Origin of the sequence: Pseudovibrio sp. Ad37 (genome assembly GCF_001623075.1) — a bacterium.
Classification (GTDB): domain Bacteria; phylum Pseudomonadota; class Alphaproteobacteria; order Rhizobiales; family Stappiaceae; genus Pseudovibrio.
Genome location: NZ_LMCF01000143.1, coordinates 44,874 through 58,265, shown reverse-complemented (window position 1 = coordinate 58,265; position 13,392 = coordinate 44,874). Strand labels below are relative to the sequence as shown.

The window sequence follows — 13,392 nt, the reverse complement described above, 5'->3', positions numbered from 1 at the left end:
CCTTGGTTGGCACAAAGCCAGCAGACGAACCTGCTAGATGAGAGCTGTTCGCCTGCTGGATTTGTGCCAACCAAGGTGGGTCAATTTTAAATGATGATGCCGGATCAATTTTGAACGCTCATTGACAATCCACTGTAAACAGAGGCGATGTTGTTAAGGTGTATCGAAATGGAGGGATGTGATTAAAATGTCCCTGAAGGTACGCAGCAAAAAAGCCGACCATGAGGCCGGCTTTCTGATGATTATCATTGCAAGGAGCAGATCAGGTTTGTTGCATGAGAGCTGCGAGTTCTGCTTTGTGGTCTTCTTCCATCTTGGTCATGAGATTAGAGATCACCTGACGGGCTTCGTCTGGCTGACACAGCGGGTCAGAGATGAAGTTGGTCTTCAGGAGCTCTTCTGCGGTGCCACGCACATCGATGTCCAGCAGGGTTGAGATATTGACGAACTCAACATATGCGGTTTCGCCGCCCTTGCCGAAGTGGCCCGGTGTGCCAGCAACGGCTGGGTCATCGGCTTGATTGAGCGCCTGATACTCAATGGTCTCGCCGCGACGCTCGATATCTCGAAGTTTGGAATGCATTGCAAAGCCAAGCGCGGCTGGCTCACCAGTATTTTGTGCACCAAATAAATTCTCGGCATGTTCTCCTGCGCGGTAGGTCATCTGACCAACGGCAAAGGTGTCCTGCTTCTCATTGGCACGTGGTTTGTCTCCATCTTTGTGTGGAAGAGACAAAAGAGCTTCCGGAGTGCCAATAGTGACAGGATCAATGCCGATTTTTGCTGCGCTGCCAAAGTCGACGATTTTAATCGCCTGACTTTCCTTGTCATAAAGGAGGTTGCCGCCCTTTATGTCGCTGTGGCTGATGCCTGCCTGAGCCAGATGGTGCACGCCGCTCAGAACATCGCGCATAATGAACTGCACGGTGCCCCAGTACTGGGAGTGGCTGAGCTTGTTGTCTGTGTACAGCTTTTCGGCAGTGGTGAAGAGCTTGCCTGCTTCGTAGCCTTCTACATGCTCAAGGGCGAGGCCTTGTACGCCCTGGACTTCCACGATGCCCATGCTTTTGACGATATTATCGTGAGGACCGATCTGGGCAATTTTGCCGTAGACCTGTGCCTCTTGTTGCAGGGCCTGCCAACCGGCTTCGGTGCTTGCGACTTTAAATGCGAAGGACTTGCCGTCCTGATTGACAAGATAGACTTCACCATTGGCCCCAGCACCAAGGCGTTTGGCGTTTTGCTCAAGCGCGGTGCGGTCTGCTTCAAAAGGGGCGGTAGCCTCCTGCGTTACACTTTCTGAACTGGTTTGGCTCGGTGGCTTTATCCGGTTTGCAAGCGTTTCAGTTGAAGCGGTGTCGAGGGGCTTTGTGTTACTTGTTGTTGGCGGTGTTGAGCCCTTTGGTGTCTCAACAGACACGCCGCGCGCTTCCAACTTCTCTGATTTTTTTGGCGCAGAGTTTTGTTGTGCACTTACGTCGTTCTGGAGTTGGCTCTGATCAACTGGAGTATGCTTGGGAGAGTTGACGGAATGCATGGATGAGAGACCTTTACAGGCGAATAGACGTCGTGCTCCAGTCCGGTTCTACGGCTTTGGAGGTTTGGGTGGATTTCGTTTCAGAAAGCCGTGCGCATACCTGCTCGCGAATTTGCATCAGGTTGACCAGTGTGTTCTCCAGTGCAAGGTCATCTGTGAACCGGAGTGTGGCCTGAGCATTCAGTTGCAAGTCACCAGATTGAGACAGGCCGAGGAAAGCTCCACGTAGGAGATCCACATCCTGATTGAGCTCCAAAGCCGCCTTCAGTGTGTTTTTATCTTCTGCAAGAAGGAGGCTGGTGATTATATAAATGAGATCAGAGCTTTCATTGAGTTCGACCGACCAACGGCTTCCGTTTGCTTCTTCAATAAGAAATAGTCCAGTATCAGGCTGGGTGGTCATACCCAGACGTCGTGCGAAAGCAGTCATTAGCTGGTCGTAGTGGGCTCGTCTCTCGTGCATGTTTTCGTAGTTTTCCCGAAGTGGTGCGCTGGTATCAACATTTACTCAGGAAGTGCCTCTTAAATCTGTGCCTTTTAGCACTAGCTTATGTTTTGTGAATTTTCGTGATCGAAAAAACGTCGCGGCAACTGGGTAATGATGGACCAAAGTCTTAGGGATAGTGGGTAATAAATTTCTCAGAGCCTGACGAATAGGGAAATGGAGAGCTTTATGCATGAGTTATTGACACCATTGCAGATGAAGAAGGCAGATCGCCTGACCATCGAGGGTGGCTTTCCCGGTATTGAGTTGATGCATAATGCGGGCAAGGCTGTGTTTGAGGTGATGCGCCAGATTCTGCATCCTTATTCGCGGGTTCTTGTGTTCTGCGGTCCCGGAAACAACGGCGGAGACGGCTTTGTTGTTGCGCAGCTTGCGGACAATGAGGGCTTTAATGTTTCTGTCGGGCTGGTGTGTGACCCGGAAACTCTCGAAGGCGATGCGGAGCTTGCATATGACGAGATGGATCTTGATTTAACCTCAATGGATAACATGCGGGCCGCGCTGGAAGAGCTGGGTGAGGACGACGTTATTGTTGATGCCTTGTTTGGTGCGGGCCTCTCTCGACCTTTAGATGATGAAGTTCTGGCGCTTGTGCAGCACATCAATGACAGTCCGGCGCAATGTGTCGCAGTTGATCTGCCCTCCGGTGTGAGTGGCCGCAGCGGCGCTGTGCTGGGTGAGGCAGTGCATGCAGATATGACAGTGACGTTCTTTCGTGCCAAGCCGGGGCACTACCTTTATCCGGGCCGGGGACATTGTGGTGAGATCGTTATTGAGCAGATCGGACTGGAGGACGCAGTCTTAGAGAAGGTTGGGCCAACCGCCTTTTACAACTGCGACAAGATTTGGGGAGATCTTCCCGATCAGCCGGCTGTGGCAGGGCATAAATATAACAGGGGGCACACTGTTGTTGTGAGTGGTCCCAAGTTTGCCACTGGTGCAAGCCGTCTTGCGGCGCTGGGCGCACAGCGGGCGGGCAGCGGGCTTGTGACTGTGGTGGCGCGGGAGCAGGCGGCTTTGGTCCATGCAGCGCATCTGACGAGTATCATGATCCGTCCGGCTGAACGTATTGCCGACTTTGAGCGTATTTTGGAAGACGAGCGGCTCAACTCCGTGGTGATCGGGCCGGCAGCAGGTATTGGCCGCGAGACGCAGGAGCGGGTTGCTGAGTGCCTTTCCGGAGCGCGCGGTGTGGTTCTGGATGCGGATGCGCTTTCGTCCTTTGAGGAAAAGCCGGAGCACTTGTTTGCCTACATTGCGGATTCTGACTGCGCTGGGCGTGTTGTGCTGACACCTCATGAGGGTGAGTTCCGGCGTTTGTTTCCTGATTTGTATGATCCCACGTCCACAGATTGCAAAGTGGAGCGCACCAAGAAGGCAGCGAAACAGGCTGGTGCTGTGGTCGTGCTGAAGGGGGCGGATACGGTGATTGCAGACCCTGAGGGCCATGTGTCCATCAATGCCAGTGGCACGCCCTGGCTTGCGACAGCTGGATCTGGTGATGTGCTGGCTGGCGTGATTGCCGGATACCTGGCGCAGGGCCTTGGCGGTTATGAGGCTGCTGCAAAAGGCGTTTGGGTGCATGGCCGGGCTGCTGAGATTGCTGGGGAAGGGCTTATTGCCGAAGATCTGGTTGCGCATATTCCGGATGTGATCACCGAGCTTGTGCAGTTCCTGGGTGATTTTTAGAGGTTTTTGACCCAAAGAGTGGGGTTCTCCTCTGAGATATCTGGTGGGAATCATCAATATTTGTGATAATTAATCTGCCAAACGTGATGCGTATCCTTTAGTGAGACAGGCAATGCGATAGGCATGCGAGAGAGAGGTGAGGGTTGCGCGTAATACGTGTGGTCGTACTCGCCCTCTGGACGATTATTACGGATATTCTTATGAGCAAGACGACACAGCACTCTGCAGCACTCCGCCAGATCATCGAGGCGCTGGCACCGTTTAAAGACCATGACGCTAAAATGCAGGTCTCAACGGTTTTGACATTGCTTGAAATTGCCGTTCATCAGGAGGAGGGGGTGACGATCCATCCTCATGGCCTTCAAAAGAAGATTGGTTACCAATCAGGAACCGCGACCCGCAACATCTATTACTGGTGCGAAGGGCACAAGGATGTGCGTGGCGGACATAACTATGCCCGTGTTGAGGCGGATAAAACGGATGGTCGCCGCCGGGAGTTGTATCTGACCGAAAAAGGCGCGGCTTTTATGCAGCGGGTTCTAACGCCACTTTGTGAGTGAGCGGAGTGGCTTGCTGGCTGGCAATGCACGAGCCAGATAAGAAAAAGGATGTGATGCGATCTCCTGCTTGAGAAATTAGCCCCGGATTGTCGTAATGCACAGTTTCATAGGTAGAAATGGCGTGGAAAACCGAGGACTGGGCATAAACAGCGTATTAGGTGGTTGACTTCTCTTAGGTTCCCATTTAGCTACCCCTCCAACGCGGCTGTGGCGAAATTGGTAGACGCACTAGATTTAGGTTCTAGCGGGAGACCGTGGGGGTTCGAGTCCCTCCAGCCGCACCATATCCCCGGTGATACGGTGCATAAATAAACGACCGTAGCTTATCGGAAACGGAAAAGTTGAGGGCGTTGTCGAGGTTCGGTTTATGCTCACCTTTTCGTCAGGCGGATAAGAGCTGAGGGATTTTCTCCCGAAGCGTTTCCCCCTCTTCGAAATTGGTGTTATGTTTACCGTGCTGGGACAAACCATATTGGTTTGTCGGTACGCGTCCTAAATCAAGGACGAAGCAAAGACCATGCAGGTATCAGAAACCCTGGCCGAGGGCCTAAAGCGCGAACTCAAAGTCGTTATCCCGGCGACGGATCTGGCGACCCGCCTCGATGAATATCTTAATGACATGAAGTCAAAGGTAAACATTAACGGCTTCCGTCCGGGTAAAGTTCCAGTTTCTCATCTCAAGAAAGTTCATGGCCGTCAGGCAATGGGTGAGCTGATCGGTAACCTGATCAACGAAACCACTGCTAAGACCATTGAAGAGCGCAAAGAAAAGCCTGCTCTTCAGCCAGAAATCGATCTTTCTGACGATGATGCTGAGAAGGTTTTGGCTGGTGAAGCAGATCTCGCTTACACCATCTCCTATGAAGTTCTGCCTCAGTTCGACATCGTAGATTTCTCTGCGATTGAACTTGAACGCCCAATCGTTGAAATTTCTGAAGATGAAGTTGACGAGCAGGTCAAGCAGATCGCAGAAAGCAACCGTCCATTTGAAGCGCGCGAAGAAGGTGCTGCTGCTGAAGACGGTGACCGCGTTACCATGCATTACCTGGGCAAGCTTGACGGCGAGCCATTTGAAGGTGGTGAAGATGAGAACGGTCAGCTGGTTCTGGGTTCTGGTCAGTTCATTCCTGGCTTTGAAGAGCAGATCGTTGGCATGAAAATCGGTGACAAAAAAGTCATCGACGTGACCTTCCCTGAAGAATACGGCGCAGCAAACCTTGCTGGTCGCGCAGTTACCTTCGACATCGACGTTAAAGGCATTGAAGCTGCTGGCGAAGTTTCCATTGATGATGAAATGGCAACCAAGCTGGGTCTTGAGTCCCTTGAGAAGCTGAAAGAAATCGTTCGTGGCCAGATTGAAAGCCAGTTCGGTGCAGCTACCCGTCAGAAAGTAAAGCGCGCTCTGCTGGACAAGCTGGACGAAGAGTACTCCTTCGAGCTGCCTGAAAAACTTCTGGAAACAGAATTTGACGGTGTCTGGAAGCAGGTTGAAGCTGACATGCAGCAGTCCGGTAAAACCTTCGAAGACGAAGAAACAACCGAAGACGAAGCTAAAGCTGAATACCGCAAGATCTCTGAGCGCCGTGTACGTCTTGGTCTGGTTCTTTCTGAAGTTGGTGAGCAGAACAAAGTTCAGGTTACCGACGAAGAAGTTCAGAAGGCTCTGTTCGACCGCGTTCGTCAGTTCCCAGGTCAGGAACAGCAGGTGTTCGAATTCTACAAGAACAACGAACAGGCTCTCGCGTCCCTGCGTGCCCCAATCTACGAAGAGAAGGTTGTGGACTACATTCTGGAACTCGCGAAAGTTTCTGACAAAGTCGTGTCCAAAGAAGAGCTGATGGCTCAGGACGAAGACGAAGCATAATTGTTGGGATTACCCAAGAATTTCGGAAAGGGGGCCTTGTGCCCCCTTTTTCTTTTTTGACATCTTGAATTTTGAGGTGGAAAGCCGAAATATCTGAAGCCGTCTTAAGTGCATAGGCCCAATGTGGTCTTTAAGCTCCCTTATAATTGGGATAAGACTATCGGGTCTTATGGAAACACTCCATAAACCTTGTGGCTTTACCTTTTGGCAAGTGCCTTTAAGACAAGGGCGACATCCCGTGGATGGGCGTGGCGCTTTTTTCGACATAAGTTTCTTGCAGGCTTACCGGAATGCCGGATAAGTTACCGAGCTTCACGAAGCTTTCTGCATATTTAAAATGGATGACGCATGACCGATCCTGTTGAGTATTTCACGAACAGCCTGGTGCCAATGGTTGTAGAGCAAACCAACCGGGGTGAGCGGGCCTATGATATCTTCTCAAGGTTGTTGAAGGAACGTATTATCTTCCTGACCGGTCCTGTGGAAGATACTGTGGCTACACTGGTGTGTTCCCAGTTGCTTTATCTGGAAGCGGAAAACCCGAACAAAGAAATTGCACTTTATATCAATTCCCCGGGTGGTGTAGTGACCAGTGGTCTTGCTATTTATGACACTATGCAGTTTATCCGTCCGAAGATTTCAACTCTTTGTATCGGTCAGGCTGCAAGCATGGGTTCCCTGCTTTTGGCTGCTGGTGAAAAGGGTATGCGCTTTTCTTTGCCAAACAGCCGCGTCATGGTTCACCAGCCTTCCGGTGGTTTCCGCGGGCAGGCGGCAGACATTATGCTGCATGCACAGGAAATTCTGAAGCTGAAGCGTCGCCTTAATGAGATCTATGTTGATCATACGGGTCAGACTCTTGATGCTGTTGAAGAAGCGCTTGAACGTGATAACTTTATGAGTGCAGATGCGGCGAAAGAGTTCGGTCTGATTGATAACGTTATCGAAAATCGCGAGAGCTTAAACGTTATCGAACCAGCTTAAAGCCGGTTTTTTAAAGTAACTCGTGCTCAAGTTTTTTTAACAGGGAATGAACTTTGCGTGCGAGGCTTAAAGGAATGTTGATTATTGCGAGCCAAATATCGCATAAGAGAATGGCTATTAGTGATTTCCAAAGCTTCCCTCTGGAAGCGGAACACAAAACGCGATAAGTCAGTAGAACGTCGCGGCGAAAGTATCGCTGTCGAACTAAGAATTCTAACAGGGGCTGTGTCCCTTGAAACGATGCGGGGTTATATCTCATGAGCAAAGCCAGCGGCAGCGACAGCAAGAATACGCTTTACTGCTCGTTTTGCGGAAAAAGCCAGCATGAGGTCCGTAAGCTGATTGCGGGTCCGACCGTATTCATCTGCGATGAGTGTGTCGAGCTCTGCATGGACATTATTCGCGAAGAAAACAAATCTTCGCTTGTGAAGTCTCGTGATGGGATTCCGACGCCTCAGGAAATTCGTGGTGTTCTTGATGATTACGTGATTGGTCAGGGCCGAGCCAAAAAGGTTCTGTCTGTAGCGGTTCATAACCACTACAAGCGCCTGAATCATGCTTCCAAGAACAACGATGTTGAACTTGCTAAGTCCAACATCCTTCTGGTTGGTCCTACCGGATGTGGTAAAACCCATCTGGCACAAACGCTCGCCCGAATTCTGGATGTTCCGTTTACGATGGCTGACGCAACCACGCTGACTGAAGCGGGTTACGTTGGTGAAGACGTTGAAAATATTATTCTGAAGCTGCTTCAGTCCGCAGATTACAATGTTGAGCGTGCGCAGCGCGGTATTGTCTACATCGATGAGGTGGACAAAATTACCCGTAAGGCAGAAAACCCTTCCATCACCCGTGACGTTTCTGGTGAAGGTGTTCAGCAGGCACTGCTGAAGATCATGGAGGGGACTGTTGCCTCTGTTCCGCCGCAAGGTGGTCGTAAGCATCCGCAGCAGGAATTCCTGCAGGTAGATACAACAAACATTTTGTTTATCTGCGGTGGTGCATTTGCTGGTCTGGACAAGATCATTTCTGACCGTGGTCGCAAAACCTCTATCGGCTTTGCTGCTTCTGTGCTTGCACCTGAAGATCGCAAGACCGGTGAGTTGTTCTCAGAGCTTGAGCCTGAAGATCTGCTGAAGTTTGGTCTTATCCCTGAGTTTGTTGGCCGTTTGCCGGTTATTGCAACTCTTGAAGATCTGGATGAAGACGCTTTGGTGTCCATCTTGAGTGAACCTAAGAATGCGCTAGTTGCGCAGTACCAGCGTTTGTTCGAGATGGAGAACGTAGAGCTGACGTTCCATGAAGACGCTCTGAAGGCAGTTGCCCGACGTGCAATTGAACGTAAGACCGGTGCTCGCGGGCTGCGTTCTATTCTGGAAGCAATTCTGCTGGAAACCATGTACGAGCTTCCTGGCCTTAAGGGTGTGAAGGAAGTTGTGATTTCCGGTGAGGTGGTCGACGGCGATGCGCGTCCTTTGTACATTTACGAGGATCGTGCGGAGAATTCAGCAACCAGCGCGTAAGGCGATGGGGACTGATGAGCCAGTAGGCTTCGCTCACGGGTATTGAGTTTAATTTGGGCGGTAACTTCTTGAAAAAAGTGCCGCCCATTTTTTGTCTCATGTGTCTAGCATGATGATGCGTATGAGTGTTCTGCGTAAACGCGAACCAAGACCGGGAAGGATGGTGTTCCAGCTTAAGTGTGAGGACGATCAAACGGTGTTATACGCTCCTGATAACAGGAAAAAAGCTTATAATATCAACAGATCGCTGAAAGACTTGGAAGCGGAGTGCTTGACACTTGGAGGCGGTGTCTCCACCTAATAGGTCTAGTTCGCAGCTTGGCGAATTTGTTTGTGCCCGTTTTGGGGCGAGTGAATTCGGCCCTCGAAATTCTACGAGTGCCCTAAGGGCCTTAGTCGATTTTTATGTTGCGCTTTTTCGTAGCTTTCGTTGGAAAGCTGCAATTTGAAAGGAATAGAGATGGCTGACAATGAAATGCGCCCGGAAGAAGAGACAGAAAACTCTGTTTTTCCTGTTCTCCCACTGCGCAACATCGTCGTATTCCCTCATATGATCGTGCCGCTGTTTGTAGGGCGCGAGAAATCGATCCGTGCTCTGGAAGAGGTGATGGAGTCTGACAAGCAGATTTTGCTTGCGACCCAGATGAACGAGGCGGATGACGATCCGGATACCGATCAGATTTACAAAGTCGGTACCCTTGCAACAGTTTTGCAGCTGCTGAAGCTGCCAGATAACACCGTAAAGGTTTTGGTTGAAGGTGGTGCACGTGCCGAAATCGGCAAGTTCACTGATCGCGAAGACCTTTATGAAGCAGAAGCCGTTATTCTTGATGAAGCTGGCGGTGACGAGGTTGAAGTCGAGGCTCTTGGCCGTTCAGTGATTTCCGAGTTCGAGAACTACGTGAAGCTGAACAAAAAGGTGTCTCCTGAGGTTCTCGGCGCTGTTAATCAGATTGACGACTTCTCGAAGCTTGCTGATACCATTGCATCCCACCTTGCTGTGAAGATCCAGGACAAGCAGGAACTGCTTGGCACTGTGGCTGTCACCGACCGCCTTGAGAAGGTGCTAGGCATGATGGAGAGCGAGATCTCCGTTCTGCAAGTGGAAAAGCGCATCCGCTCCCGCGTGAAGCGCCAGATGGAGAAAACGCAGCGCGAGTACTATCTGAATGAGCAGATGAAGGCCATTCAGAAAGAACTCGGCGATGGTGAAGATGGCCGTGATGAACTTGCTGAGCTGGAAGAGCGCGTTGCGAAGACGAAGCTGTCCAAGGAAGCTCGCGAGAAGGCGAATGCTGAGCTGAAAAAGCTCAAGCAGATGAGTCCGATGTCTGCGGAAGCGACAGTGGTTCGCAACTACCTTGACTGGCTGATCGGCATTCCGTGGAGCAGAAAGTCCAAGGTTAAGCATGACCTGACGCTTGCTGAGAAGGTTCTGGATACCGACCACTTTGGCCTTGAGAAGGTCAAGGAACGCATTGTGGAGTACCTTGCAGTGCAGAAGCGCGCGAACAAGCTGCGTGGCCCTATCCTGTGTCTTGTTGGCCCTCCAGGCGTTGGTAAAACGTCTCTTGGTAAATCTATTGCGAAAGCAACCGGACGTGAATTTGTACGCATGTCTCTTGGTGGCGTGCGTGATGAGGCTGAAATTCGCGGTCACCGCCGCACTTACATCGGCTCCATGCCGGGTAAAGTCATTCAGTCCATGAAAAAAGCGAAGAAGTCCAACCCGCTGTTCCTGCTCGATGAGATCGACAAGATGGGTATGGATTTCCGTGGCGATCCGTCTTCCGCTCTGCTTGAGGTTCTTGACCCAGAGCAGAACGGCAGCTTCATGGATCACTACCTCGAAGTGGAATACGACCTATCCGACGTCATGTTTGTGACCACAGCCAATACGCTGAACATTCCGGGTCCACTGATGGACCGTATGGAGGTCATCCGTATTGCTGGTTACACTGAAGATGAGAAGATCGAGATCTGCCGTCGTCACCTGTTGCCAAAGGCTGTGAAGAACCACGGTCTGAAGGATGGTGAGTTTGAAGTGTCTGATGGCGCTTTGCAGAAGACCATCCGTCTTTACACCCGTGAAGCTGGTGTGCGTAACCTTGAGCGTGAGATGAGCACTCTGGCCCGTAAGGCTGTGAAGGATATTCTGGTCAACGACAAGAAGACCATCAAAGTGGATGAAGAGCTGATTGAGGAATACCTCGGTGTGCCTCGCTTCCGCTTCGGTCAGGTTGAAGATGAAGATCAGGTTGGTGTTGTCACCGGTTTGGCGTGGACTGAAGTGGGCGGCGAGCTGCTGACCATTGAAGGTGTCATGATGCCCGGTAAGGGCAAGATGACCGTAACCGGCAACCTGCGTGATGTGATGAAAGAGTCCATCTCCGCTGCTGCTTCTTACGTTCGCTCCCGTTCAGAAGACTTCGGCATTGAGCCTCCGCTCTTCGAAAAGCGCGAACTGCACGTTCACGTTCCAGAAGGGGCTACTCCAAAAGATGGTCCATCTGCTGGTATCGCCATGGCGACAACTGTTATCTCCGTGATGACCGGTATTCCGGTTCGTCGTGATGTGGCGATGACGGGTGAGATCACACTGCGTGGCCGCGTGCTGCCAATCGGTGGTCTGAAAGAGAAGCTTCTGGCTGCTCTGCGTGGCGGCATTAAGAAGGTTATGATCCCTGCGGATAACGCAAAGGATTTAGCTGATATTCCTGACAATGTGAAAAACGAATTGGAAATTATTCCAGTCGCTCGCATGGACGAAGTGCTTGAACATGCTCTTGTTCGTATGCCTGAAGCCATCGAATGGAGCGAAGAGGAAGAAAAGTCCAACTCCGAAGCATTGGTCAAAGATGACAAGGGTTCTGGGGTCGTTGCTCACTGAACCAGAGCGTCTGCTTGTGGATACAAAAGCCTCGGACAAGTTCCGAGGCTTTTTTTGGTTGATACTACACAGAAAATGGCCGTTTTCTGCGGTTCGCGGCTTGATTTGAACGCAATTTCGCACGAATGTCCGATTCAGGAGTGCAGCGCGAATCTAAAGCATTCCCCACGTTATTTTAGAAAGGGACAGTCATGAACAAGAATGATCTGATCGGGGCCGTTGCGGAAAAAACTGGCTTGACCAAAGCACAGGCAGGCGAAGCAGTAGAAGCATCTTTCGAAGCAATCACTGAAACCCTGAAGAGCGGCGATGAAGTTCGGATCATCGGATTTGGCAACTTTTCAGTTTCCGCTCGTGCAGCAACTGAAGGCCGTAATCCACGCACAGGTGAGACCATTCAGATTCCGGCTTCCAAGACGCCGAAATTTAAAGCTGGTAAAGGCCTGAAGGACGCGGTCAACGCCTAATTGGGCTTGTTCGTTTTGGGTTTAAAAGTCCCTGTTGTTCATTGGAGCAGCAGGGGCTTTTTTTATGCGCTCATTTCTGATGGGTCGCCGGTTTTTTGCTGTGACGACAAGCCTTTGTTTAATCAGGTAATTCACAGGGTGGATGGCGGTTCCAAGTTTTTTGCTGGTAATGTCGTTTTTTTCAATCTCAGGCCTTGCCAAGGGTAGGGAGGGCGGCTAAATAGCTCCCCACGCCACACGGCGTACCACCCTGCGGGGGCGATTAGCTCAGTTGGTAGAGCGCTTCGTTTACACCGAAGATGTCGGGAGTTCGAGTCTCTCATCGCCCACCATTCTCTTTCAGAGGATGTTCAACGCTCTAGGATGGGCGATTAGCTCAGTTGGTAGAGCGCTTCGTTTACACCGAAGATGTCGGGAGTTCGAGTCTCTCATCGCCCACCATTCCTCTCAGAGGATTTCAAGTCTCCCGGAGTTCCGCGGAGGCTTTTTTGTTGTTCGCACTCCTGAAAATTACCGAGGACAGGGCTGTTAAGCTTAAGGGGGTGTTTCGGCAATTGGTTTCTTAAGGTTGTAGGGCAGGGCGCCAATCTGAGCAAAAACCAAAGGGTGATCTCAGGATCTTATCGTTAAGCTTGCTTCAATAGCCTGTGGAGCTTATTCGCGGAGTGCGCTCTCTTTTCGTCAATTTTTCGAGAGCTGCTTTGCCGTTTAATGAGTGAAATCCTGGTGTTCGGTTGGAAACAATCGTGTAGGACTTGCTCAAGAGCTGTAATTGCGTTGCTAAGTGTGCCGTAGATAACAGCTTGCATGACTGAGATCGTTTTTAACTCCGCGTGGCAAACAAGTATAACTACGTGGAGGCATGCGCCGTATGAATGGTTCAAGTCATAAGCACCCCATCTGTCCGCCACTTGTGTGGCACACTCTGGTCACCATCCTTCTGGCAGGCATCGTTGCAGATGTGAGCTGGGAGATCTGGGCGCGCTATATCACGCCGTTCTGGGTTGGTGGTCCGCTACAGCCAGCTGCTCTTGTGCAGTCTGTCTTTGGTTTCAGAAGCCTTTTCTGGGCTGAAGTTATTCACGCCGTAGTTGGCGTCGTCTTCTATCCTATCGGATACCTCTATATTGCTCGTCCGCTGGCACGTGTGATCATCCCGCCGCTGCCATGGTGGGTTGTTGGCCTTTGCTATGGCGTTGGTCTTTGGGTGTTCGCGCTTTACATCATGGCGCACATCTTTGCTGGTCTTCCACCGTTCCTCGGCTTCATTCAGCTGACATGGGCGTCTCTGGTTGGTCACATGATCTTTGGCTTCATGACAGCCCTGATCGTGCGTATTCGCCACGGTTGGTGAGCTTCTTAAAGCTTTGATG

Annotated in this window: 10 protein-coding genes and 3 tRNA genes; 11 read left to right on the top strand and 2 right to left on the bottom strand. The window is 51.0% G+C overall.

Annotated features, from left to right (window positions below):
• Nucleotides 1-262: 262 nt before the first annotated feature.
• Complete coding sequence (locus PsAD37_RS18705; protein WP_063297431.1) at nt 263-1,537, bottom strand: protein kinase; 1,275 nt, start codon at nt 1,535-1,537, stop codon at nt 263-265.
• 13 nt (nt 1,538-1,550) lie between these two features.
• A complete protein-coding gene (locus PsAD37_RS18700) occupies nt 1,551-2,000 on the bottom strand; it encodes a type III secretion system chaperone (protein ID WP_208991964.1) in 450 nt (149 codons plus the stop codon).
• A 210-nt stretch (nt 2,001-2,210) separates the two neighbouring features.
• On the opposite strand from PsAD37_RS18700, the gene PsAD37_RS18695 reads away from it, so the two are divergent.
• The 11 genes from PsAD37_RS18695 to PsAD37_RS18640 all read left to right on the top strand — a co-directional run bounded on the left by PsAD37_RS18695 (nt 2,211) and on the right by PsAD37_RS18640 (nt 13,373).
• Nucleotides 2,211-3,731 (top strand): NAD(P)H-hydrate dehydratase, encoded by a 1,521-nt coding sequence (locus PsAD37_RS18695; protein ID WP_244272543.1) that lies wholly within the window; start codon nt 2,211-2,213, stop codon nt 3,729-3,731.
• A 200-nt stretch (nt 3,732-3,931) separates the two neighbouring features.
• A complete protein-coding gene (locus tag PsAD37_RS18690) occupies nt 3,932-4,291 on the top strand; it encodes a hypothetical protein (protein ID WP_063289035.1) in 360 nt (119 codons plus the stop codon).
• Nucleotides 4,292-4,492: 201 nt separating this feature from the next.
• Nucleotides 4,493-4,575 (top strand) — tRNA-Leu (locus tag PsAD37_RS18685).
• 233 nt (nt 4,576-4,808) lie between these two features.
• Entirely contained in the window at nt 4,809-6,155 is a 1,347-nt protein-coding gene (gene tig, locus PsAD37_RS18680) for a trigger factor (RefSeq protein WP_063297429.1), read from the top strand.
• A gap of 348 nt (nt 6,156-6,503) precedes the next feature.
• The gene (gene clpP / locus PsAD37_RS18675) at nt 6,504-7,139 is read left to right on the top strand and encodes an ATP-dependent Clp endopeptidase proteolytic subunit ClpP (RefSeq protein WP_057461786.1); all 636 of its coding nucleotides are present in this window, start codon (nt 6,504-6,506) and stop codon (nt 7,137-7,139) included.
• Between the two features lie 257 nt (nt 7,140-7,396).
• Nucleotides 7,397-8,662, top strand: coding sequence for an ATP-dependent Clp protease ATP-binding subunit ClpX (gene clpX / locus PsAD37_RS18670; protein ID WP_057461785.1), 1,266 nt, complete (start codon nt 7,397-7,399; stop codon nt 8,660-8,662).
• Nucleotides 8,663-9,122: 460 nt separating this feature from the next.
• Entirely contained in the window at nt 9,123-11,552 is a 2,430-nt protein-coding gene (lon, locus tag PsAD37_RS18660; RefSeq protein WP_063297428.1) for an endopeptidase La, read from the top strand.
• Between the two features lie 191 nt (nt 11,553-11,743).
• Nucleotides 11,744-12,019 carry an HU family DNA-binding protein gene (locus tag PsAD37_RS18655; RefSeq protein WP_008546789.1) on the top strand — a complete coding sequence of 92 codons (276 nt, stop codon included), beginning with the start codon at nt 11,744-11,746 and terminating at the stop codon, nt 12,017-12,019.
• Nucleotides 12,020-12,275: 256 nt separating this feature from the next.
• Nucleotides 12,276-12,351: transfer RNA gene (locus PsAD37_RS18650), tRNA-Val, on the top strand.
• 33 nt (nt 12,352-12,384) lie between these two features.
• A tRNA-Val gene (locus PsAD37_RS18645) sits at nt 12,385-12,460 on the top strand.
• Nucleotides 12,461-12,890: 430 nt separating this feature from the next.
• A complete protein-coding gene (locus PsAD37_RS18640; RefSeq protein WP_063297427.1) occupies nt 12,891-13,373 on the top strand; it encodes a hypothetical protein in 483 nt (160 codons plus the stop codon).
• Nucleotides 13,374-13,392: the final 19 nt, after the last annotated feature.

Excerpts from the sequence above, each read along its gene's own strand:
- PsAD37_RS18705 (WP_063297431.1), bottom strand. The coding sequence starts at position 1,537 with ATGCATTCCGTCAACTCTCCCAAGCATACTCCAGTTGATCAGAGCCAA.
- PsAD37_RS18700 (WP_208991964.1), bottom strand. The coding sequence starts at position 2,000 with ATGCACGAGAGACGAGCCCACTACGACCAGCTAATGACTGCTTTCGCA.
- PsAD37_RS18695 (WP_244272543.1), top strand. The coding sequence starts at position 2,211 with ATGCATGAGTTATTGACACCATTGCAGATGAAGAAGGCAGATCGCCTG.
- PsAD37_RS18690 (WP_063289035.1), top strand. The coding sequence starts at position 3,932 with ATGAGCAAGACGACACAGCACTCTGCAGCACTCCGCCAGATCATCGAG.
- tig (WP_063297429.1), top strand. The coding sequence starts at position 4,809 with ATGCAGGTATCAGAAACCCTGGCCGAGGGCCTAAAGCGCGAACTCAAA.
- clpP (WP_057461786.1), top strand. The coding sequence starts at position 6,504 with ATGACCGATCCTGTTGAGTATTTCACGAACAGCCTGGTGCCAATGGTT.
- clpX (WP_057461785.1), top strand. The coding sequence starts at position 7,397 with ATGAGCAAAGCCAGCGGCAGCGACAGCAAGAATACGCTTTACTGCTCG.
- lon (WP_063297428.1), top strand. The coding sequence starts at position 9,123 with ATGGCTGACAATGAAATGCGCCCGGAAGAAGAGACAGAAAACTCTGTT.
- PsAD37_RS18655 (WP_008546789.1), top strand. The coding sequence starts at position 11,744 with ATGAACAAGAATGATCTGATCGGGGCCGTTGCGGAAAAAACTGGCTTG.
- PsAD37_RS18640 (WP_063297427.1), top strand. The coding sequence starts at position 12,891 with ATGAATGGTTCAAGTCATAAGCACCCCATCTGTCCGCCACTTGTGTGG.